Genomic DNA, 22,448 nt, shown 5'->3' with positions numbered 1-22,448 from the left:
AGAAGCGCAGATTCTGGTACCAATTGGTACCAGATGTGCTATGGTTTGGTACCGAATGGTACCGCAGTCTGGTGCGACGTCAACGCCGCAACGGCTCGCCGGACCGGAGGCTCGGAGGCAGCCATGGTGACCTTCCTGACGGTGAAGCTGGTCCTGGTTCCGTTTGCGGTGTTTTGGGCGCTGCTGGCGCTCCATCAGCCCTCGTGGGCAATCTGGCTCGGTCTCGGACTGTCGCTCGCGGGCAATGCCTGGCGGGCGTACCGGCGCGAACTGTTCGTGCTCGAAGCCGGCGGGCTGGTGCTGTTCACGGCTCTCGCAGCGCTGCAGCTGGTCGCGCCGGCCACCGCCGCCGGAAACGCGCTGTGGCTGTCGTTCGCCGGGCTCGCGACGATCAGTGCGTTCAGCCTGGCAGCGCGACGGCCGTGGACCTCGGACTATTCGCGCGCCGCCCATCCGGACAATGCCGAGACGCCGCAGTTCTTCGTCGTCAACGCCGCCATCACCGGCCTGTGGGCGGTGCTGTTCGCCGCGATCGCCGCCTGCCGCTATGCCGGCGCGCCAGCCGAGGTCATCACGGCGATCGTCACCATCGGAGCACTGATCTCGATCTTCGGACCGAAGGCCGCGATCCACCTGATCCTGAACCGGATCGCGGCGTCACGCGAGAGCTACCGCTGGCCGGCGCCGGCCTTCACGCGGTCCGAGACGCAGGACTGCGACGTGGTGATCATTGGCACCGGCATTGGCGGCCTCACCGCCGCGGCGCTGCTCGCCGACGCCGGACTGCGCGTGAAAGTCTTCGAGCAGCACGTCGTCGCCGGCGGCTATTGCCACACTTACTTGCGCAAGGCGCATCATCAGGGCCGGCCGGTTCTGTACCGTTTCGACGCCGGACCGCACGACTTCTCCGGCGTGCAGCCGGGCGGCCCGTTCGCCACCCTGTTGCGGCGCCTCGGCGTCGCCGATCGCATCGTTTGGGAGCGGGTGACTCACAGCTTCCACACTGCAAGCGGCGCGATCGACGTGCCGCCGGACTGGCGCGACTACGTCCGGCTGCTGGGTGAGCGGTTTCCCGGCAGTGCCGCCGGCATCACGGCCCTGTTCGACGAGATCAAGGCGATCTTCGACGACATGTTCGCGACCGCCGCCGGCCGCGGCGGCGTGCCCGGGATGCCGTCGAGCATCGACGAACTGCTGGCGTTTCCGCGCAACCACCCGCACGCCTATCGCTGGATGAACCGGCCGTTCGCCGAGCTGGTGGCGGCTTATGTCCAGGATCCCGCGGCGGTGGCGTTCATCAACGGCCTCGCCGGCTATATCGGCGATGGCAGCGAACCGCCGACCTGCGCCCGGATGGTGCCGATTTTCGGCTATTACTTCCATGGCGGCTACTATCCGCGCGGCGGCTCGAGCGTCGTTTCCGACGCGCTGGTCGCGGCGATCGAAGCGCGGGGCGGCGAGGTGAAGCTCAAGACACCAGTGGCGCGTATCCTGATCGAGAACGAAGCGGCCGCCGGCGTGGTGCTCGGCAGCGGCACGACGGTGCGGGCCCGCGCGGTGATCTCCAACGCAGACCTGAAGCACACGCTGCTCGATCTCATCCCGAGCGAGGCATTGCCACGGGACGCCCGTCGCTGGATCACCGAGGCGGCGCCGGCGAATTCATGCTTCAGCGTACATCTCGGCCTCGACTGCGTGCCGGACATTCGCCCGTCCGTGCATCTCCACGCACCGATGCAGGTCGGACTGGCGATGATGTCGAAGCTCGATCCAGCGGCGGCGCCGGCCGGGCACTCGATCCTATCGCTGATTCATCTGGTGCCGCATGCGGAGGCGAAGAGCTGGTTTCCGCCCGAGCCCGAACGCGATTGGAAGTCCTGGCGTCGTTCGGAGGCTTATCTGCGCCGCAAGCAGGAGCTCGGCGATCGCATGATCGCGGCGGCCGAAACCGTGATCCCAAATCTGCCGCAGCACATCGTGTATCGCACCGACGCGAGCCCAGTGACTTACGCACGCTACGATTGGGCCAGCTTCGGCTCGATCTACGGGATGTCGCGCGCCGGCCAGCTCAAGGGCTCGAAGTCGCCGCTGCGCAATCTGGTGATCGCCGGCGGCGGCAATATCGGTGCCGGGATCGAGGCCGTGGTGATTTCAGGCGCCGAAGCCGCCGAGGCGCTGCTGCCCGGACTGTTGGCGAGCACGCAACCGGTCGCAAGCGAGTCCGCCGCGGCAATGAGGCCGGAGTTGATGCCGGTGTAACGCCGATCACTCGTAGCTGCTGATACAAGGGTGGGTCAGGCGCTCTTGCGCCGTAACCCACCATCTTCGTGCAGCGACGTGAATCGGTGGGTTACGCGCGACGCGCTAACCCACCCTACGATTCAGCATTCTTACGGATGCAGGATCACCTTGCCCATCGCCTGACGGCCGGCGAGAACCTTCAGGGCGTCGGCGGTCTGCGCCAGCGGGAAGGTGCGGTCGACGTGCGAGGAGATCTTGCCCTCGGCCGCCCACTTGACCAGCTTCTCGAGATTGGCGCGGTTCTTCTCTGGATTGATCCGCGTCCACGCACCCCAGAACACGCCGCGGATGTCGCAGCCCTTCAGCAGCGCGAGGTTCAGCGGCATCTTCGGAATGTCGCCGGCCGCAAAGCCGATCACCAGGAAGCGACCTTCCCAGGCGATCGAACGCAGCGCGGCTTCGGCGTACGTCCCGCCGACCGGATCGAACACGATGTCGACGCCCTTGCCGCCGGTGAGTTTCTTCAGCCCCTCTTTCAGATCTTCCTTCGCGTAGTTCAGCGTCAGCTCGGCGCCGTGCTGCTTGGCGAATTCGAGCTTCTCGTCCGAGGAGGCGCAGGCAATCACCTTGAGGCCCATCAGCTTGCCGAGTTCGCACGCGGCAAGGCCGGTGCCGCCGGCGGCGCCGAGCACGGCCAGCGTTTCGCCGGGCTTCGGGCTGGCGCGATCTTCGAGCGCATGCAGCGCGGTGCCGTAGATGATGAAGATGCCGGCGGCGCGGTCGTAATCGAGATTATCGGGGATCTTGACGATCGACGCGGCCGGCAGCGCGATCTTTTCGCGCGCGCCATTGTGGCCGCAGGACGCGGCGACGCGGTCGCCGGGCTTCAGATCGGTGACGCCTTCGCCGACGCTCTCGATCACGCCCGCGACTTCCGCACACGGCGAGAACGGGAACGGCGGCTTGATCTGGTACTTGCCCTGGATCATCAGGATGTCGAAGAAGTTCAGCGCCGCCGCCTTGATGGCGATCACCGCTTCGCCCGGGCCGGGGACCGGATCGGGCACATCGGCATAAACGAGCTCGTCGGGACCGCAATATTGCTGGCAGAGAATGGCCTTCATGTATCCACCCAGGTACGAGGTTTGTGATTGCCTGCCGTTCTGCCGGATTTGCACGCGCGGGACAATCGGATTCGGCCCGCGAGCTCTGCCGCGTCGTCATTGCCGGGCTTGACCCTGCAATCCATCCGTTCTCGAAAGGTGATGGATGCCCGGATCAAGTCCGGGCATGACGCAGCGTGTGGGACGACGTCCGTACCAATTCCGCTTCGCGGTTAATCAAGGAGGCGCGCGATGTTCGAAGCCGGTCTGCTCGCGAACAAACGAATTCTGATTACCGGCGGCGGTTCCGGACTCGGCGCCGCGATGGCGGCGCGATTTGCCGCGCTCGGCGCATCTCTGGTGCTGTGCGGGCGGCGCGCGGAGGTGCTGCAGCAGACGGCGGAGCGATTGCGCTCGCACGGCGGCAAAGTCGATACGATCGTCTGCGACGTGCGCGATGCGCAGGCCGTCGAGGCGATGCTCGATGAGATCTGGAACAGAGCGCCGCTCGATGTACTGGTCAACAACGCGGCCGCTACTTTCATCGCGCAGACCGATCGGCTCTCCGCTCGCGCAGCCGACGCGATCCTGGCGCCGACACTGCACGGCGCGATGTATTGCACGCTCGGTGCGGGGCGTCGCTGGATCGATGACGGACGCGCCGGTGTGGTGCTCAGTATCCTGTCCACCTCGACGATCACCGGGCGCGCCTTCACGGTGCCGTCGGCAATGGCGAAGTCCGCGGTGCTGGCGATGACCAAGAGCCTTGCGGTGGAGTGGGGCCCGAAGCGCGTTCGGCTGGTGGCGATCGCGCCCGGTGCATTTCCGACTGCGGGCGCGACCGCACAGTTGCAGCCGGACGGCCGAGCCGCGGATCCGGCCGCGCGTGTGCCGCTCGGCCGCGTCGGTCGTCACGACGAGCTCGCCAATCTCGCCAGCTTCCTGATTTCGGATCAGGCCGGTTACATCAACGGCGAGATGGTGGTGCAGGACGGCGGCGCGCATCTGCGCTCGTCCGGCGCCGAGGATCTGTTGCAGTGGAGTGATCAGCAGTGGAGCGCTCATCGCGCGACGCGCGCCAAATCCTGATTGTACGCCATATACATACGGTCTTTTGGAGGATGATGATCAGCGCTTTGGCGCCTTCACAGAATCGGCCATCCCGGCTATTCCGGGCAGCGTGAACAGGCGAGCCTCGCGAGCCATGTTGCAGTCACAATAATGAGGGACCAGACTTGCCCATGATCTTGAGGCGAATGCTGATTGCCGCTCTGGCGGGTCCGTTGATGGTTGCTGCGACCGACGCGGCGCACGCGCGCGATGCGAGGAGCAAATCTGCCGCGACGCCGGCATCGGCTTCGAGCGGTGCCGAACCGACTCTGATTGGCCAGTTCGGCAGTTGGGGCGCCTACACCGCCTCGCCGGGCGGCAAGAAGGTGTGCTTTGCTCTCGCCAAGCCGTCGTCGTCCAAGACCAATCCGCCGAACCGGCCGCGCGATCCCGCTTACGCTTTCATCTCGACTCGGCCGGCCGAAAAGGTCGTCAATGAAGTGTCGGTGATGGTCGGCTATCCGCTCAAGCCGGGCTCGGAATCGACGATCGACGTCGGCAGTGCCTCGTTCGCGATGTACAGTCAGGGCGACGGCATCTGGATCAAGAATGCCGCCGAGGAGGATCGCCTGGTCGAGGCGATGCGCAAAGGCGCCGAGATCACCGTGAAAGGCGTGTCCTCCCGGGGAACCGCCAGCACCGACGTGTTCTCGCTGAAGGGCCTGTCTCAGGCGCTCGACAAGGTGGCGCAGGCCTGCGGCGGCTGAGCCGCTACCCCCGCGGCCGTCACTATTGAGGACGGCCGTCCCGTTCGGTAAAGCATTCCGCCAGACACGACCCGCCGACCGGCGACAACCGGGTGGCGGGTTCCTATATGCACGGCGACCGGCGACTTTCGCCCGCCCTGCATGCCCGGCGCTGAACAGCCGGCCGCCAACCTGACGTGATGCGATGACGCCTTCTGCAGCCTCGGCCCTGGTCGAGAAGACACCGCTGGAAACCTATGTGCCGCCGGCCAAGCCGTCGCTGATCGGCCTGTCGCGGGCGCAATTGTGCGACCGGCTCGGCGAAATCGGGGTGGCTCCGCCCCAGCGCAAGATGCGGGCGCAGCAATTGTGGCACTGGATCTATGTCCGGGGGGCTCGCGACTTCTCCGAAATGACCAACGTCTCCAAGGAGATGCGGGCAACGCTGGCGGAGCATTTCACGATCGACCGGCCTGAAGTGGTGGCCGAACAGATCTCCGCCGACGGCACCCGCAAATGGCTGCTGCGGCTGCCGAGCGGGGACGACGGGCAGAAGGCCCACGAGGTCGAGTGCGTCTACATCCCGGAAACCGACCGCGGCACGCTGTGCGTTTCCAGCCAGGTCGGCTGCACCCTCAACTGTTCGTTCTGTCATACCGGCACGCAGCGCCTGGTCCGGAACCTGACCGCCGGCGAGATCGTCGGACAGGTGATGGTGGCGCGCGACCGGCTGGGTGATTGGATCGACCGCGAGACACCGAACGGCAACCGCCTGATCACCAACATCGTGATGATGGGGATGGGCGAGCCTCTGTACAATTTCGACGCGGTGCGCGACGCGCTGCTGATCGTCTCCGACAACGAGGGCATCGGCATTTCGCGGCGGCGGATCACGCTGTCGACCTCCGGCGTGGTGCCGAACATCAAGCGCACCGGCGACGAGATCGGCGTGATGCTGGCGATCTCGCTGCACGCGGTGCGCGACGAACTCCGCGACGAACTTGTGCCGCTGAACCGCAAATATCCGCTGAAGGAATTGCTTCAGGCCTGCCGCGACTATCCGGGCGCGTCGAATGCCCGCCGCATCACCTTCGAATATGTGATGCTCAAGGACGTCAACGACTCGCTCGACGATGCGCGCCGCTTGGTTCAGCTCCTCAAAGGCATTCCGGCCAAGATCAACCTGATCCCGTTCAACCCCTGGCCGGGCTCGAAATACGAGTGCTCGGACTGGGACCAGATCGAGAAGTTCTCCGAGTACATCTTCAACGCCGGCTACTCGTCGCCGGTGCGCACCCCGCGCGGCCGCGACATTCTGGCCGCCTGCGGCCAGCTCAAATCCGAGACCGAGAAACTGTCGGTGCGGGAACGCAACGCGCTCCGCGCGATGGCGATGACGGACTGATCCATGCTGCCCGCCGACGAGATCAAAGGCGTGCTCGCCTTCCTGCGCGAAGCCGAACGCCTCAAAAGCGTGATCCGCAGCGGGTACACGTCCACCGGCCGCCCCGAGAGCACCGCCGAACACACCTGGCGTCTGTGCCTGATGGCGATGCTGCTGGCCGACGGGCTCGGCGACATCGATGTCGCGCGCCTGTTGAAGATCTGCATCGTCCACGATCTTGGCGAAGCCCTGCACGGCGACGTGCCGGCCGTGGCTCAAGTCGAGGGCGACGACAGAGCTGCACGGGAGCGCGCCGATATCGAAACTCTGACGCAGCCGCTCGACGACAAACGCCGCGCCGAGATTTTGGGGTTGTGGCACGACTACGAGACCGGAGCCTCGCCTGAAGGCCGGCTCGCCAAGGGGCTCGATAAGCTCGAGACCATCCTGCAGCACACGCAGGGTCTCAACCCGGCCGAGTTCGACTACGCATTCAACCTCGACTACGGCACCAAGCAGACCGCGGTGCACCCGCTGCTCGGAACGATCCGCGCCGTGCTCGATACCGACACCAGGGCGCGGATGGCGGCGCAGCAATCTTCCGGAGCGACCCGCTGATGGCGTTGATCGGCCGCCTGTTCGTGATCGCGATCGGCTTTCTGTTCGCCTCGATCGCCGCCGGTATGGTGGTGGTCGGGATGCTGCTGTTTCCGGAGCTCAGCCAGATCGCCGACGGGCCGATCGACCCCGACGCCCTCAACATCATCATGGGCTTCGGCTTCATCTTCGTGTCCGGCTTCGCGCTGCTGCCGGCGCTGTTGGTGGTGCTGATCACCGAGGCGTTCTCGATCCGCAGCGCGCTGGCCTATGCGATCGGCGGCGCGCTGGTCGGGGTGGCGTGCTATCTCGGCCTGGTGCCGTTCGATCCGGCGACGCTGCATTTCGACGGCATCATCCGCCGCCACCTCGAAATCATGACCGGGGCCGGCATCGTCGGCGGCATGGTGTATTGGCTGATCGCCGGCCGCAACGCCGGCGTCTGGCGCGATCCGCCGCGCCGGCGCGCGCCCTTGCCGCCTTCCCAACCCGAACCGCCTCCGGTAAATCGCGCGCCATGAACCGTAACGGACTTCTCATCGCGCTGGCGCTGTTCGCCGTCATCGGGCTGACGCTCGGGCTGTTTCCGGGGCTCGATCTTTGGCTCGCCGGCCTGTTCTACGACCCCGCCGCCAAGACTTTCCCGCTGCGCTCGGTGGCGGATCTTGAGTTCGCCCGCGACCTCGCGATGTGGATCGCCTGGGCGATCGCGGCACCTTCGATCTTCGCGCTGGTCTACAAGATGATCCGCCCCGACCGGCCGCTGGTGATGCCGGGCCGCACGGTGGCGTTTCTGCTGATCAGCATCACGCTGTCGGCGGGCGTGCTCACCAACATGACCTTCAAGAGCCATTGGGGCCGGCCGCGGCCGGCCGCGGTGACCGAATTCAACGGGCCCTGGCAGTTCAAGGCATGGTGGGACAATTCCGGCGCCTGCCCGAAGAACTGCTCGTTCTTCTCCGGCGAGGGCGCCACCGCCTATTGGACCTTTGCGCCGGCTGCGCTGACCCCGCCTTCGGTACGGCCTTACGCCTATGCTGCCGCCTTCGTTTTCGGCACCGTCACCAGCGGCCTGCGGATGGCATTCGGCGGACATTTCTTTACCGACGTCGCCATCGCCGGCCTCGTCACCTTCCTGGTGATCTGGCTGCTTTACGCACTGATCTACCGCTGGGCCTGGAGCCGGACCTCGGACGAGGCGATCGACGCCGCGCTGACCCGGGCGTTCTGGCCGCTGTACCGGCTGCGGCTGAAGAAATGGCGCGGCCAGGACATCGGCCCGGCGCCGGCAGCCTGAGCCGCATCCGCCTTTTCGCCGCGATTAAACGCGTGCCGCTGGCCGCGAAGTTTGATATTCGCCCAGCAACCGCAACTGCTTCAACCAATTGGGACTTCCAATGACTACGATCTTGAAAAGCCTGCCCAAGGGCGAAAACGTCGGCATCGCTTTCTCAGGGGGTCTCGATACCAGCGCGGCGCTGCTGTGGATGAAGCAGAAGGGCGCCAAGGTGTTCGCCTATACGGCCAATCTCGGCCAGCCCGACGAGGCCGACTACGACGCGATCCCGCGCAAGGCGATGGAGTTCGGCGCCGAGAAGGCCCGGCTGGTCGATTGCCGCACCCAGCTGGTGCACGAGGGCATCGCGGCGATCCAGGCCGGCGCCTTCCACGTCTCGACCGGCGGCATCGCCTATTTCAACACCACCCCGCTCGGCCGCGCCGTCACCGGCACCATGCTGGTGTCGGCGATGAAGGAAGACGGCGTCAACATCTGGGGCGACGGCTCGACCTACAAGGGCAACGACATCGAGCGGTTCTATCGCTACGGCCTGCTGACCAATCCGGCCTTGCGGATCTACAAGCCCTGGCTGGACCAGCAGTTCATCGACGAGCTCGGCGGCCGCGCCGAGATGTCGGCGTTCATGACCGCCCACGGCTTCGCCTACAAGATGAGCGCCGAGAAGGCGTATTCGACCGACAGCAATCTGCTCGGCGCCACCCACGAGGCCAAGGATCTCGAACACCTCGACTCGGGCATCAAGATCGTCGTTCCGATCATGGGCGTGCCGTTCTGGCGCGACGACTGCGCGGTGAAGGCCGAAACCGTCACGGTGCGGTTCGAGGAAGGCCAGCCGGTCGCGCTCAACGGCCAGACCTTCACTGATCCGGTCGCGATGTTCTACGAAGCCAATGCCATCGGCGGCCGCCATGGCCTCGGCATGAGCGACCAGATCGAGAACCGCATCATCGAGGCCAAGAGCCGCGGCATCTATGAAGCACCCGGCATGGCGCTGCTGCACATCGCCTATGAGCGGCTCGTCACCGGAATTCACAACGAAGACACCATCGAGCAATACCGCATCAACGGCATGAAGCTCGGCCGGCTCTTGTATCAGGGCCGCTGGTTCGACTCGCAGGCCCTGATGCTGCGCGAGACCGCGCAGCGCTGGGTCGCCCGCGCCGTCACCGGCGAGGTGACGCTCGAACTGCGCCGCGGCAACGACTATTCGATCCTCAACACCGTCAGCCCGAACCTGACCTACGCGCCGGAGCGGCTGAGCATGGAGAAGGTCGAGGACGCGCCGTTCACTCCGGCCGACCGCATCGGCCAGCTCACCATGCGCAACCTCGACATCACCGACACCCGCGCCAAGCTCGGCCTCTACGCCAAGACCGGCCTGCTGTCGTCCGGCGAAGGCACCCCGATCCCGCAGCTGGAAAACGACAAGGGCTGATAGCAGCTCACCGTCATTCCGGGGCGCGAGCGCAGCTCGCGAACCCGGAATGACGCTTCCGCGTCATCCAGCGATGCGGCCACCGCCTCGCGCCTTTGTCATCCAACCGTCATTTGCCGCTCCTACGGTCCCGCGCATCAATCAGGACCGTGATGATGATCAGGCATGTTGTCGCGGCGGCGTTGGCGTCGCTGTTTGTTGTTTCTGCCGCTTCAGCCCAGACGATCTATCCGATCGATCGCGCCGAGATTCTGGCCGGCGCGAAGTTCGATCTCAAAGTCGAGTTTGCCGGCGAGGTCGCGGCCGACAAGGCGACGCTCACGGTCAATGGCGCCGACGCCGCGTCGGTGTTCGGCAAGGCCCCGGAACTGATCGCGCGTGAGGCGGGGCAACCGCACTCGGCGCTGCTGTTGCGCGACGTGACGCTGAACAAGCCCGGCCGCTACACCATCGAAGCCGGCGAAGGCACGGCGCGGCGCAGCGTGAGTTGGACCGTCTACGACACCGGGCCGCGCAAGGCCAAGAACGTCATCCTGTTCATCGGCGACGGCCTGTCGCCGGCGCACCGGGTCGCGGCGCGGCTGCTGTCGAAAGGCATCCAGCAGGGCCGCGCGCTCGGCAAGCTGGCGATCGACGACATGCCGCAGATGGCGCTGGTGTCGACCGCGGGCAGCGATTCGATCATCACCGATTCGGCCAATGCGGCAAGCGCCTATGCGACCGGACACAAGGCCGCCGTCAACGCGATGGGCGTCTATGCCGACCGCACCCCGGACCCGCTCGACGATCCCAAGGTCGAGACGCTGGCCTCGCTCGCCAATCGCACGCGCGGCCTGGCGATCGGCATCGTCACCAATACAGAAGTCGAGGATGCCACCCCCGCCGCGGTGATCGCCCATACCCGCCGCCGCGCCGCCTACGACGCCATCGTCGCACAGTTCTATGCGGCGCAGCCGGACGTCCTGATGGGTGGCGGAGCCGCTTACTTCCTGCCGAAGAGCGCCGGTGGCAAACGCAAGGACGATGTCGATTACCTGGCGAAATTCCGCGACGCCGGCTACTCGGTCGCCAGCAACGCGACCGAGCTGGAGGCCGTGAGGAAAAGCGGTCCGGAAAAACTGCTCGGCCTGTTCGCGCCGGGCAATATGGACGGCGTGCTCGACCGCCGTTTTCTCAAAGGCGGCGGCGTCGCCAAGAATCCTGACCAGCCCGATCTGACCCGGCAGGTCGCGGTCGCTCTCGACGTGCTGTCGAAGAATGAGGCCGGCTTCTTCCTGATGGTCGAATCCGGGCTGATCGACAAGTACGCCCATGCGCTCGACATGGAGCGCGCCGTCTATGACACCATCATGCTCGACAACGCGGTGCGCCAGACCCGCGACTGGGCCAAGGCGCGGGGCGACGACACGCTGATCCTGGTGGTGGCCGATCACAACCATCCCAACGCGCTGGTCGGCACCGTGCGCGACGATCTCGCCGAGGGCGACGACGTGCCGCTGCGCGAGCGGATCGGCGTCTACGACCGCGCCGGATTCCCGAACTATCCAGCGCCCGATGCGGACGGCTATCCGGACCGCGTCGATGTCAGCCGGCGCCTGGCGATCTTCTCGGCCAGCCTGCCGGATCACTACGAGACGCTGCGGCCGAAGCTCGACGGCCCGAACCAGCCCACCGAGGCCGGCGACAAACCCGGCACCTTCAAGGCCAACGACAAGTACAAGGGCGTGCCGGGTGCGGTGCTGCGGATCGGCAATCTGCCGGCGATGATGAACGCCAGCGTGCATTCCGGCGAGGATGTGATCCTGACCGCCGCCGGTCCCGGCAGCGACCGCGTCCACGGCTCGATGGAAAACACCGACGTATTCCGGGTGATGGCTGACGCGCTCGGGCTCGGCGCCGACACACAGTAACAGGCCGCACGGAACTTACGCGACCCGCGCCGACCCCATCGCGAATTGTGCACCGGCCGATGCGCCGCTCTGCTGCAGATCCAGCAGCCCGGCAATTTCAACGTTCGGCCGGGCCTGGCTGAACAGGAACCCCTGCGCTTCCTGGCAGCCTTCGGCCCTCAGCCAGCTCAGCTCCGCCTCGTTCTCGACGCCCTCGGCCGTGATGGTGACGCCGAGGCCGTTGCCGAGGCTAATGATCGAGCGCACGATCGCCTGGGATTCACGATTGTCGCACAGCCCGCGAACGAACGACTGATCGATCTTGATCTTGTCGAACGGGAAGCTGCGCAAGTAGCTCAGCGACGAATAGCCGGTGCCGAAATCGTCCATCGAGATCCGCACCCCGAGCGCGCGCAGCGCATGCAGCGTCGCCAGCACCTGGCTGCTCTTTTCGAGCAGCAGGGTCTCGGTGATCTCCAGCTCGAGCCGCCGCGGCGGCAGGCCGGATTGCTTCAGCGCGTCCATCACGACCGAGAGCAGATTGCCGACACGGAATTGCAGCGGCGACAGATTGACGGCGACGCGGACGTCGTCGGGCCAGTGCGCAGCGTCCATACAGGCAGATCGCAAGATCTGCGCGCCGATCGCGTTGATCAGGCCGGTGTCTTCGGCGACCGGAATGAACTCGGCGGGCGAAATCATGCCGCGCTCCGGATGCGGCCAGCGCACCAGCGCTTCGCTGCCGGTGATCCGGCCGTCGGCGAGCCGGACCAGCGGCTGATAATACGGGCGCAGCACCTCGTGCTGTAGCGCTGCGCGCAGATCGGTCTCGATCTTGCGGCGAGCCTGGGCGCGCGCGTCCATCCCGACTTCGAAGAAGCTGAAAGTGCCGCGGGTGTCCTTCTTGGCGCGCGACAGCGCCATGTCGGCGTTCATCAGCAGTTTCTCGGAATCGTCGCCGTCGCCCGGCGCCACGGCAATGCCGATACTCGCGCCGACTACCACCGAGTGGCCCTGCAGCAGATACGGTTCGGCGATCGCATGCAGCAGCCGTTTGGCGAGCAGAACGATGTCTTCAGACCGCTTGATACCCGTCTGGACCACCGCGAATTCGTCGGAATTTAGCCGCGCCAGCGGATCTTCCTCGCGCAGCGTCGAGCGCAACCGGCGGGCAACGCCACGCAGCAGCTTGTCGCCGACGGCATGGCCCAGCGTATCGTTGATGGCCTTGAAATTATCGATGCCCACGAACAGCACCGCGATCTTCTCGCCGGTGCGGCGGGTCTGGATCAACAGCTCGTCCAGCCGCTTGCGGAGCGAATTGCGGTTCGGCAGCCCGGTGAGCCCGTCGTGATGCGCCATGAAGGCGAGCCGCATCTCGGCGCGCTTGCGTTCGGTAATGTCCATCAGCGCCAGCAGCACCGCCGGCTCGCCGTTGTAGGTGAGCTGCCGCGAGTAGATCGCCAGGTCGATCAGCGAGCCGTCGGCCTTGACGTGTTTCCAGGTCTTGGCCGCGCGTTCCTCGCGGGTGCGATCGCCGGCCCATGGCAGCTCGGTGTCGAAAGCCTGCAGCCGGCGAATGTTCAGCGAAGCGAATTCGGTGGGCGAGTAGCCGTAATGCTCGACCGCGGCGTCGTTGACCGCGAGGATGCGTTCGTCGTTCAGCTCACAGACGATCATCGGCACCGGATTGCTGTCGAACATCAGCCGGAACGACGCTTCGCGCTGCTTCAGCTCGGTGATGTCGACGCGCAGACCGATGATGCCGCCGTCGGAAGTGGTGCGCTCTTCGATCTGGATGCAACGACCGTCGGCCAGCACCTGCTCGTGGCTCGGACCCGGATTGAACATCCGATGCAGCCGTTCGGCGATCCATTCTTCTTCGTGGCCGATCGCCTCTGGATAGTCGCCGCGCGCGATGCCGATTCGCATCGTGTCCTGAATTCGCGCGCCGGGCTCGAACTGATCGGCGCTGGCCTTGTAGATCTCGGCGTAGCGCTTGTTCCAGAGAATGTAGCGTCCGTCCGCATCCAGAAAGACGATGCCCTGCGGAAGAATGTCGATCGCCTCGCGCAGCCGGGCGTGCGACCGCCGCGCCTCTTCGAGCGCGGCCTCGACCGCATGCTCCCGATCGACCGTCTCGTCAGGCTTCGGTGATCGCCGCGATTTCGACGTCAGCTTTGGTGCGGACGCATGGCACCGACGCTTGTTGCCTCCGGTGGCCGGACGGTTTGGAGCCGTCTTCTTCTTTTTCAGCCGGACTTGCGGCATTCACCACGCCTCACCACGCAAATGACGCCCTTGTTGTGCAATAAGTGTCTGAAAAAATTGTATAACCGCAAGGATGTCGCAGCCGCGCGAAATGCGGGCGATTCCAACCTGCCCGCGAGACAGGCAGTTCCGGCGCAACCCTACGGTGCGGGTAGACCGTCGAGGGACCCAATCACAGGATTTTCAGCCGGTTTGGCCGGTCGTTGCCTAAGCGATGTGCGGGCGGGGCACGAGCGCCCCAAATTGCGCCAGAATTGGAGAGGGTTAGCAGAGCCTTAAATGCATGCCGAACCAGACCCCACGAGCGCGCGCGGCCGGTTCGTCGCAGCCGGCTCGATCCTCGGCACGGGCGAGCGCCCCGTGCGGTATAGTGCCTCTATGCGCCGTGCGATTCTTGATGCTCCGAAGTGGCTCGCCACGCTGCTGGCGACGATGAGCCTGTTGGTGGTGACCGCCGAGGCTCAGGACAAGGGCACGCTCGATCCAAAGCCGCTGCCGCCGCTGGCAAATCCCAACGATCCGCATCTTGCGGCGCGCGAATTGTTCGCCGGCAAGCTGCGGCCGGCCGCGATGCCGCCGCAACCGGTCGGGTTCTACGCCAAGGGCTGCATGGCGGGCGGCGAGGCACTCCCGATCAACGGCCCGACCTGGCAGGTGATGCGGCTGTCGCGCAACCGGAACTGGGCGCTGCCCGACACGGTCCGACTGATCGAGCGCGTCGCCGAGCGGGCCCATATGCAGGCCGGCTGGCCCGGTATCCTGGTCGGCGACATGTCGCAGCCCCGCGGCGGGCCGATGCTGACCGGACACGCCAGCCATCAGGTCGGGCTCGACGCCGACATCTGGCTGACCCCGATGCCGAACCGGAGGCTGTCGCGCAACGAGCGCGAGGAGATGTCGGCGGTGATGATGGTGCGCCGCGACCGGCTCGATATCGAACCCTCAGCCTGGACCTCGACGCATTGGAAGGTGATCCGCGCCGCGGCCAGCGAGCCGGCGGTGGAGCGGATCTTCGTCAACGCGGCGATCAAGAAGGCGTTGTGCCGAGAGGCGAAAGGCGATCGTACCTGGCTGCACAAGGTGCGGCCGATGTACGGCCACGATTACCACTTCCACATCCGGCTGAGCTGTCCGCCCGGCTTGGAGGGTTGCGTGTCTCAGCCGGAGCCGCCGGCCGGCGAAGGCTGCAGCGTCTCCGACTTCGCCTATTGGTTCAGCGACGCAGTGCTGCATCCGAAGCCGCCGACCAAGCCGCCGAAGCCGCGCCACCAGCTCACGCTGTCGGAGCTGCCGGCGGAATGCCGGGCGGTGCTCGCCGCGCCCGACAAGAAACCGGACTGAGGTCGTTCGAGAACGCTGCAGCTAAACGCCGGCGAGCAACGACCAGACCTCGGACAGCTTGGTCTTCACTTTGGCGAGCCGGGTCGGCGGGGGCGCCTCGTCGTCATCTTCGGGCAATCGCAGGCCGACCACATTGACCCGGCCGCCGCCGAGGCTGCGCGCCACCAGCACGATCGAATCCAGCGGCAGTGTCGCACCGACGATCGGCGCCTGGTCGAGATAGATGTCGAAGTAATCGGCCAGCGTCAGCGCCTCCTGGCCGGGCGTCACGCTGATCCCGTAGGTAGCGGCGAGATCGCCGAGCGATGTCTCGCCTGGCACGATGAAATCGCCGAGCAGATGCGGGTCCGGCGCGGCCGAAGGCGGCATGTCGACGAAGAAGCGGTCGAGCGCCGCGGCCTTCTCCGGCGGCGCCAGGAGATAGATGTAGTCGCCGGGAGTGATCGGCTCGGCTTCTTCCGGGGTGAGAATCCGTTCGTCGCGGATCACCAGCGTCGGTTTGGACCAGGACGGGATCAAACCACGCTTCAGATAAAGGCTCTTCGGCCGCACCGCATAGCCGACGAGCTGTTGTTCGAGCTGGCCGGGCAGATCCAGCTCGATGCGCCGCGGACCGCGATCGGTACGCGGCAGCGCGACGTGCAGCTTGCGGGCGGCCGGCGCCAAGGTCCAGCCCTGCAGCATCAGGGAAATCAGCACCACCACGAACGCGACGTCGAAATACAAGTAAGCTTTCGACAGCCCGACCAGCATCGGGATCGACGCCAGAAAGATCGCGACCGCGCCGCGCAGACCGACCCAGGCGATGAACAGCCGCTCCCGCCAATTGAACCGAAACGGCGCGAGGCAGATGAACACCGCGATCGGGCGTGCCACCAGCATCAGCGCCAGCGCGATCACCACCGCCGGCCCGATGCTGCCCATCAGCCGCTGCGGCGAGACCAGAAGGCCGAGCAGGACGAACATCACGATCTGCGCCAGCCAAGTGGCGGCATCGAGAAATGCCACGACCGAATTATGGGCGCGAGTCGGCTGATTGCCGATGATCATGCCGGCCAGATACACCGCGAGAAATCCCGACGCGTGCGATATCTGCGCGGCGCCGAATACCACCAGTGCGGCGGTCGTGACGAACGGCGCGTGCAGACCTTGCGGCAGCGCCACCCGGTTCAGCGCCATCACCACGACACGGCCACCGACCACGCCGATGATCGCACCGAGCGCGGCCTCGCGAACGAACTCGATCAGCACATGCAGGATCGAGCTTTCACCACGGGTGATCAGCTCGACCAGCATCAGGGTGAGGAACACCGCGAACGGATCGTTGGTGCCGGATTCGACCTCCAGCGTGGCGCCGACGCGTGGACGCAGTCGCAGTCCCTGGGCGTGCACCAGCAGAAACACCGCTGCCGCGTCGGTCGAGGCGACGACGGCACCGGCCAGCAGCGCCTCGACCCAGCTCAGATCGAGCATGTATTTCGCCACCGGCGCGGTGAGCAGCGCCGTCAGCAACACGCCGAAAGTGGCCAGCCCCATCGACGGCGCCAGCACCGCCTTGATGCTGGAGAATCGCGTTTTCAGGCCGCCGTCGAACAGGATCAGCGCCAGCGCCACCGAGCCGACGAGGTACGTGCTGCCGAGATCGTTAAAATTGAGCCCACCGGGGCCGGAATCTCCGGCCAAAATGCCGATGACCAGGAACACCAGCAGCAGCGGCGCACCGAACCGCAGAGCCAACAGGCTCGACAGGATTCCCGCCATCACCAGGACCGAGCCGAGCAGAATGGCGATGCTGACCGAGTCGAGGGACTCCATTGCCTCTCTGCGATTTGGTGAGGGTGTGCGTGTTCATCCTTAACGTTGCCGGATTGCGTCGCCAAGAGAGCATTGCGGCCGGGGCCGCCTCACCGCGGCCATGTCCGGGAGGCGACGCAGACGGCCGGCGCCCGCGCTTGCTGCGACGGGCCGCGATCACTAGATTGGCGTCAAATCACCCGCTTCCTCAAAAGACTGGTCCGCATGAGCTACGTCGACGCCACCGAAACCGCCCAGCGCAAGACCGGGCAGATCAAGCTGCACGGCCCCGCCGGCTTTGCCGGGATGCGCAAGGCCGGCCAATTGGTGGCGCGCTGCCTCGATGAGCTGGTCGACATTGTCAAACCGGGGGTTCCGACCTCGAAGATCGACGACTTCGTGCGCGAGTTCGCCTTCAGCCACGGCGCCTATCCGGCGACTTTGATGTATCGCGGCTACCGCTACTCGACCTGCACCTCGCTCAATCACGTTGTCTGCCACGGCATGCCGGGCGACCGGCCGCTGAAGGAAGGCGACATCGTCAATGTCGACGTGACCATGATCCTCGACGGCTGGTATGGCGATTCCAGCCGGATGTATCCGGTCGGGCCGATCGCCCGCAAAGCCGAGCGGCTGATCGACGTCACCTACGAGTCGCTGCTGCGCGGCATCGCGGCGGTGAAGCCGGGCGCCACCACCGGCGACATCGGCTACGCCATCCAGAGCTTCGTCGAGCCGCAGCAGATGAGCGTGGTGCGCGATTTCTGCGGGCACGGCCTCGGCCGGCTGTTCCACGACGAGCCGAACATCATCCATGTCGGCAGCCCGGGGCAAGGCGCGGTACTCAAGCCCGGCATGTTCTTCACCATCGAGCCGATGATCAATCTCGGCAAACCCTATGTGAAGATCCTGTCCGACGGCTGGACCGCGGTGACCCGCGACCGTTCACTGTCGGCGCAGTTCGAACACTCGATCGGCGTCACCGAAGACGGCTGCGAAATCTTCACCGCCTCTCCCAAGGGCCTCGACAAGCCGCCGTTCCAGAGCTGAGCGGATCAGCCGTCATTCCGGGGCGCGCCGCCAAGCGCGAACCCGGAATGGCTCGTTGAGTACCGCGTTCCGCGAGCCGGTGGGCACGCTTCGCTTTGTCCAACCTATGCTTGCTGACTAACTCGCTGCAGCAGCCCGTCCGTAATCCATCGCCTTCAAATCACTGATCAGGTCCGGACCCGACGGCGTCCAGTTCAGCCGCTCGCGAGTCCAGGCGCTCGACGCCTGCATGTCGATAGCCATGAAAGGGCTCATCCAGCCGAAGTGATCGCCGACCGCGTCCGGGGCGAGCGAGCGGACCGGGACGCCGAGTCCGGTGCCGATGGTTTCGGCGATCAGGCGCAGGCTGATGCCCTCCTCGGCGACCGCATGATAACGCGCGCCGGGCTCGTGATGGTCGAGCGCGAGCCGATACAGCCGCGCGACGTCGTCGACATGGGCGGCTGACCAACGGTTCGTTCCGTCGCCCACATAGGCCGACAGGCCCTTGGCGCGGCTGATCGCGATCAGCGGCGAGATCAGGCCCTGCCTCTCCGGATCGTGCACCTGGGGCAACCGCACCACCGCGACCGACACACCTTTGTCGGCGGCGTCGCGGCCGGCCTGTTCGCTGGCGACGCGCGGCAGCGGGTGGTCCCAGTCGACCGCCTGTTCGACGGCCGGCTGTCCCGGCCCGGTGGCGCCCATCGCCGTGGCCGAGGTGATGATCAGCGGGCGGTTCGAACCGGCCAGCACCTGCGCCATCGCTCCGATGACGCGGCGGTCTTTCTCGCAATTTTCGACGTAGCGCGAGAACTCGTGGTCGAACGCCGTGTGGATCACGGCGTCGGCCTGTTCGGCGCCGCGAGCGACGCTGGCGGGGTCGTCGAGCGTCCCGCGATGGACGCCGGCCCCGGCTTCGGCGAGCCAGCGCTCGCCGGACTCGGACCGCGTCAGTCCGATCACCTGGTGGCCAGCGCCGAGCAACTGTCTGAGAACGCGGGAGCCGATGAAGCCGGTCGCGCCAGTGAGGAAAACACGCATCAAGATACCTCCGATTTGGTCGGCGGCGAATTTGGCGGTATGTCTCACCCGGTTAAAGTCGTGACGTTATCCTGGTATAGCTCTCAATAGGATTGCCCGTGGCCGATCAACCGAACGCGCTCGGTGCGTACCTGCGCAGCCGCCGCACCAGGCTCGACCCCACCGCTTTCGGTTTCGCGACCGGGCGGCGGCGAACGCCAGGTTTGCGGCGCGAGGAGGTGGCGCAGCGCGCCAATATCAGCGCCACCTGGTATACCTGGCTCGAACAGGGCCGCGGCGGCGCGCCGTCGGCCGCTGTGCTTGACCGCATCGCCAAGGGGCTGATGCTGACCGAGCCGGAGCGCGAGCATCTGTTCATGCTCGCCCTCGGCCGTCCGCCCGAGGTGCGCTACAGGCCAGCCGAAGGCATCACGCCGCGGCTGCAGCGCGTGCTTGATGCGCTGGAATGGAGCCCGGCCATCATCAAGACCGCGACCTGGGATGTGGTCGGCTGGAACAGGGCTGCAGCGGCGCTGCTCACCGATTACTCCAAGCTAGAGCCCGGCCAACGCAACATCTTGCGCCTGATGTTCGGCGGCGGCCGCAAGCGCGTCCGGCGCGAGGATTGGAGCGCCATCGCGCGGTTCGTGGTCGGCGCCTTCCGCGCCGATGTCGCGCGGGCCGGCGCCAGCGGCAGTGACGAAGTCTTCGGCCTCGTCGAAGAACTGTGCCGGATGAGTCCGGAGTTCGCTGAGCTGTGGCAAGACAACGACATCGTCGCCCACGGTGAGGGTATCAAGTGCATACATCATCCCGAAGCCGGCCCGCTCGACTTCGAATTCTCGTCCTTCGCAGTCGAAGGCCGCCCCGAACTCGGCATGATCGTCTACAATCCGGCGACGCCGGCTGTGGCCGAGAAGGTACGGGAGCTAATCCTGGCGAAGTGAGGGAGAGCTAGCAACCGGCTGTTAGCAGCCGACCGCGTCGCACTCACGCTCGGGAGTCACTCAGTGCTCGCGTCAGCCCTCACCCCAGCCCTCTCCCGCAAGCGGGAGAGGGAGCCGGCTGCCGGCGGGGTTAAGGAATACATCCTCTGGCATCGGTCCTGGCAAACAAGGTATGGAAAAAGCCGTCATCCTCTTCCCATGCACGGCGCGCCCCTCTCCCGCAAGCGGGAGAGGGGCGCGGTGAGGGCGACGCGGGCGCTGAGGCTGTGGTGAACTAACTGGCCTTTCTTGCTTTACTACCCGCCACGCTCCGCGCCGACTTCTTTCCCTTTGCCGGTTCTTCCTTCGCCTTGCCGGCACCCTGCCCGGAGATCGGAAGCAGCATTTCCTTTTGACCGGCGGCCGTCTTGCGCCTCTTGGCCTTCGCAGGTTTTGCGGCGGCGGGCTTGTCCGCAGCCGAGCTCTTGGGCGCAGCAGCCGGCGCAGACTTGCCGCTTTCGCCGAGGCTCTTGCGCAGCGCATCCATCAGGTCGACGACGTTGTCACCGCGCGCACGAGCCTGCGGCATGACCGGCTGGCCGGCCATCTTGCTGTCGATCAGTTCGGTGAGCGCGCTTTCGTAGTGATCTTCGAACAGATCCGGCTGGAAGTGGCCGGACTTCTGCTCGACGATATGCTTGGCGAGATCCAGCATGTCCTTGGTGATCTTGACGTCCTGGATGTCGTCAAAATAATCGCCGGCCTCGCGCACCTCGTAGGGATAGCGCAGCAGCATTCCAACCAGACCTTTGTCGCGCGCCTCCAACGCGATGACATGCTCGCGATTGGTCAGCACCACCCGCGCCAGCGCCACCTTGTCCATGCTGCGGATGGTTTCGCGGATCACCGCATAGGCATCGTGGCCGACCTTGCCGTCCGGCACCACATAATAAGGGCGGACCAGATACAGATCGTCGATCTCCGCGCGCGGCACGAACTGATCGATTTCGATGGTGCGGGTCGATTCGAGCGCAAGATTGTCGAGTTCGTCTTTGGTGATCTCGATATAGCTGTCGGTATCGACCTTGTAGCCCTTCATAATCCCGTCGGCCGGCACCTCGTCGCCGGTCTCGGCATCGACCTTCAGATATTTGATCCGGTGGCCGGTGGCCCGGTTGATCTGGTTGAAGCTGATTTTCTCGGAGTCCGACGTGGCCGGGTAGAGCGCTACCGGGCAGGTCACCAGAGACAACCTCAGAAAACCCTTCCAGTTGGCGCGCGGGGCCATGACGCATACTCCACTGCTACTCGAACCGGACTCAAAGCCGGAAGGACTCGGATTCGTTCCCCGGACCGACTATCTTGAGTGTCGAGGAGCGTCAGCGGAGCCACCGCCATGGTCGATCGTCCCCGGGACTTGCCGCGCGATCTTGCGACGCGGATGGCGCGGCGCAGCACGCCGGCCGACGGCTTTCTGCGCGAGACCTTCGTGCTGCCCAGGCCGGCCGCGCGCGCCAAGGCAAAGGCGTTTCTCGAGGCGTGGCCGAAGGCGGCCTATATGAGCGGCGTCGAGAGCTGGCGCGAATTGCCAGGCGACACCATCGAATTCACGATGCGCCGGCTGCCGAGCGCCGACTGATCCAGAACTGTTAAGCGCCCGAAATAAGGGCCGGATTCGGGTTGCAAATGCCGCCCGGCACGGCATGGTTGTGGTAGCATCAAATGCACGGCCATGGACATGCCGACAGACAACGCCGAGCGATCACAGCAGACGGAATTTGCCGAGGCGCCGCATTATCACGGCCATCGCGAACGGCTGCGCGAGCGGTTCCGCGATGCCGGAGCCGAGGCGCTGACCGACTACGAGCTGCTCGAACTGGTGTTGTTTCGGGCGCTGCCGCGGCGCGACGTCAAACCGCTGGCGAAAGCCTTGGTCAACCGGTTCGGCTCGTTCGCCGAGGCTGTGCATGCGCCCGCCGAGCGGTTGCGCGAAGTCAGCGGTCTCGGCGAGGCTGCAATTATCGAAATCAAGCTGATCGCCGCCGCAGCGGCGCGGGTGACCAAGGGACAGGTCAAGCAGCGCACCGTGCTGTCGTCGTGGTCGGCGGTGATCGACTATTGCCGCACCACCATGGCGTTCGCCGACAAGGAGCAGTTTCGGATTCTGTTTCTCGACAAGCGCAACCAGCTCATCGCCGACGAATTGCAGCAGGTCGGCACCGTGGACCACACGCCGGTGTACCCGCGGGAAATCGTCAAACGCGGACTGGAGCTGTCGGCGACCGCGGTGATCATGGTGCACAACCACCCCACTCATTG

Annotated in this window: 19 protein-coding genes; 14 read left to right on the top strand and 5 right to left on the bottom strand. The window is 65.7% G+C overall.

Features of this window, described 5'->3' with window-relative positions; translation table 11 throughout:
- Window positions 1-123: 123 nt before the first annotated feature.
- Entirely contained in the window at window positions 124-2,259 is a 2,136-nt protein-coding gene (locus M9H71_RS22165) for an FAD-dependent oxidoreductase (RefSeq protein ID WP_455407045.1), read from the top strand.
- A 131-nt stretch (window positions 2,260-2,390) separates the two neighbouring features.
- On the opposite strand, the gene M9H71_RS22160 is transcribed toward M9H71_RS22165, so the two are convergent.
- The gene (locus tag M9H71_RS22160) at window positions 2,391-3,365 is read right to left on the bottom strand and encodes an NADPH:quinone oxidoreductase family protein (protein WP_455407044.1); all 975 of its coding nucleotides are present in this window, start codon (window positions 3,363-3,365) and stop codon (window positions 2,391-2,393) included.
- Window positions 3,366-3,596: 231 nt separating this feature from the next.
- Between M9H71_RS22160 and M9H71_RS22155 the strand changes: the two genes are divergently transcribed.
- From M9H71_RS22155 to M9H71_RS22120, 8 genes are all read left to right on the top strand, one after another.
- On the top strand, window positions 3,597-4,433 hold the full coding sequence (locus M9H71_RS22155; RefSeq protein ID WP_455407043.1) for an SDR family oxidoreductase: 837 nt from the start codon (window positions 3,597-3,599) through the stop codon (window positions 4,431-4,433).
- Between the two features lie 152 nt (window positions 4,434-4,585).
- Window positions 4,586-5,161: an invasion associated locus B family protein gene (locus M9H71_RS22150; protein WP_455407042.1), complete on the top strand. Its 576-nt coding sequence runs from the start codon at window positions 4,586-4,588 to the stop codon at window positions 5,159-5,161.
- Window positions 5,162-5,345: 184 nt separating this feature from the next.
- Window positions 5,346-6,545, top strand: a complete 1,200-nt coding sequence (gene rlmN / locus M9H71_RS22145; protein ID WP_455407041.1) for a 23S rRNA (adenine(2503)-C(2))-methyltransferase RlmN — start codon at window positions 5,346-5,348, stop codon at window positions 6,543-6,545.
- 3 nt (window positions 6,546-6,548) lie between these two features.
- Entirely contained in the window at window positions 6,549-7,142 is a 594-nt protein-coding gene (locus tag M9H71_RS22140) for an HD domain-containing protein (protein ID WP_230766810.1), read from the top strand.
- Window positions 7,142-7,642 (top strand): hypothetical protein, encoded by a 501-nt coding sequence (locus M9H71_RS22135; protein WP_455407040.1) that lies wholly within the window; start codon window positions 7,142-7,144, stop codon window positions 7,640-7,642. The genes M9H71_RS22140 and M9H71_RS22135 overlap by 1 nt, the downstream gene beginning before the upstream one ends.
- A complete protein-coding gene (locus M9H71_RS22130) occupies window positions 7,639-8,418 on the top strand; it encodes a phosphatase PAP2 family protein (protein ID WP_455407039.1) in 780 nt (259 codons plus the stop codon). The genes M9H71_RS22135 and M9H71_RS22130 overlap by 4 nt, the downstream gene beginning before the upstream one ends.
- Window positions 8,419-8,518: 100 nt before the next feature.
- The gene (gene argG, locus M9H71_RS22125; RefSeq protein WP_455407038.1) at window positions 8,519-9,856 is read left to right on the top strand and encodes an argininosuccinate synthase; all 1,338 of its coding nucleotides are present in this window, start codon (window positions 8,519-8,521) and stop codon (window positions 9,854-9,856) included.
- Window positions 9,857-10,008: 152 nt separating this feature from the next.
- On the top strand, window positions 10,009-11,766 hold the full coding sequence (locus M9H71_RS22120) for an alkaline phosphatase (RefSeq protein ID WP_455407037.1): 1,758 nt from the start codon (window positions 10,009-10,011) through the stop codon (window positions 11,764-11,766).
- 15 nt (window positions 11,767-11,781) lie between these two features.
- Here the strand turns inward: M9H71_RS22120 and M9H71_RS22115 are convergent, their stop codons facing one another.
- Window positions 11,782-14,016 carry a putative bifunctional diguanylate cyclase/phosphodiesterase gene (locus M9H71_RS22115; RefSeq protein WP_455407036.1) on the bottom strand — a complete coding sequence of 745 codons (2,235 nt, stop codon included), beginning with the start codon at window positions 14,014-14,016 and terminating at the stop codon, window positions 11,782-11,784.
- 378 nt (window positions 14,017-14,394) lie between these two features.
- Here M9H71_RS22115 and mepA point away from each other — a divergent pair, with 378 nt between their 5' ends.
- On the top strand, window positions 14,395-15,357 hold the full coding sequence (gene mepA / locus M9H71_RS22110; protein WP_455407035.1) for a penicillin-insensitive murein endopeptidase: 963 nt from the start codon (window positions 14,395-14,397) through the stop codon (window positions 15,355-15,357).
- 21 nt (window positions 15,358-15,378) lie between these two features.
- On the opposite strand, the gene M9H71_RS22105 is transcribed toward mepA, so the two are convergent.
- Window positions 15,379-17,172 carry a potassium/proton antiporter gene (locus tag M9H71_RS22105; RefSeq protein ID WP_455407034.1) on the bottom strand — a complete coding sequence of 598 codons (1,794 nt, stop codon included), beginning with the start codon at window positions 17,170-17,172 and terminating at the stop codon, window positions 15,379-15,381.
- A gap of 204 nt (window positions 17,173-17,376) precedes the next feature.
- Between M9H71_RS22105 and map the strand changes: the two genes are divergently transcribed.
- Complete coding sequence (gene map, locus M9H71_RS22100; protein ID WP_455407033.1) at window positions 17,377-18,201, top strand: type I methionyl aminopeptidase; 825 nt, start codon at window positions 17,377-17,379, stop codon at window positions 18,199-18,201.
- Between the two features lie 117 nt (window positions 18,202-18,318).
- Here the strand turns inward: map and M9H71_RS22095 are convergent, their stop codons facing one another.
- Window positions 18,319-19,224 carry an SDR family oxidoreductase gene (locus M9H71_RS22095; protein WP_455407032.1) on the bottom strand — a complete coding sequence of 302 codons (906 nt, stop codon included), beginning with the start codon at window positions 19,222-19,224 and terminating at the stop codon, window positions 18,319-18,321.
- Window positions 19,225-19,322: 98 nt separating this feature from the next.
- On the opposite strand from M9H71_RS22095, the gene M9H71_RS22090 reads away from it, so the two are divergent.
- Entirely contained in the window at window positions 19,323-20,150 is an 828-nt protein-coding gene (locus M9H71_RS22090; RefSeq protein WP_455407031.1) for a helix-turn-helix transcriptional regulator, read from the top strand.
- Window positions 20,151-20,424: 274 nt separating this feature from the next.
- Here M9H71_RS22090 and ku read toward each other — a convergent pair whose 3' ends face one another.
- Complete coding sequence (gene ku / locus M9H71_RS22085) at window positions 20,425-21,417, bottom strand: non-homologous end joining protein Ku (protein WP_455407030.1); 993 nt, start codon at window positions 21,415-21,417, stop codon at window positions 20,425-20,427.
- Window positions 21,418-21,525: 108 nt separating this feature from the next.
- Here ku and M9H71_RS22080 point away from each other — a divergent pair, with 108 nt between their 5' ends.
- Together M9H71_RS22080 and M9H71_RS22075 are read left to right on the top strand one after the other, a co-directional pair.
- Window positions 21,526-21,768, top strand: coding sequence for a hypothetical protein (locus M9H71_RS22080; RefSeq protein WP_455407029.1), 243 nt, complete (start codon window positions 21,526-21,528; stop codon window positions 21,766-21,768).
- 99 nt (window positions 21,769-21,867) lie between these two features.
- The coding region (locus tag M9H71_RS22075; protein WP_455407071.1) for a JAB domain-containing protein at window positions 21,868-22,448 on the top strand (581 nt) is incomplete at its 3' end.

The organism is Rhodopseudomonas parapalustris (assembly GCF_053772255.1).
This window is presented reverse-complemented; position numbering and strand designations above follow the sequence as displayed.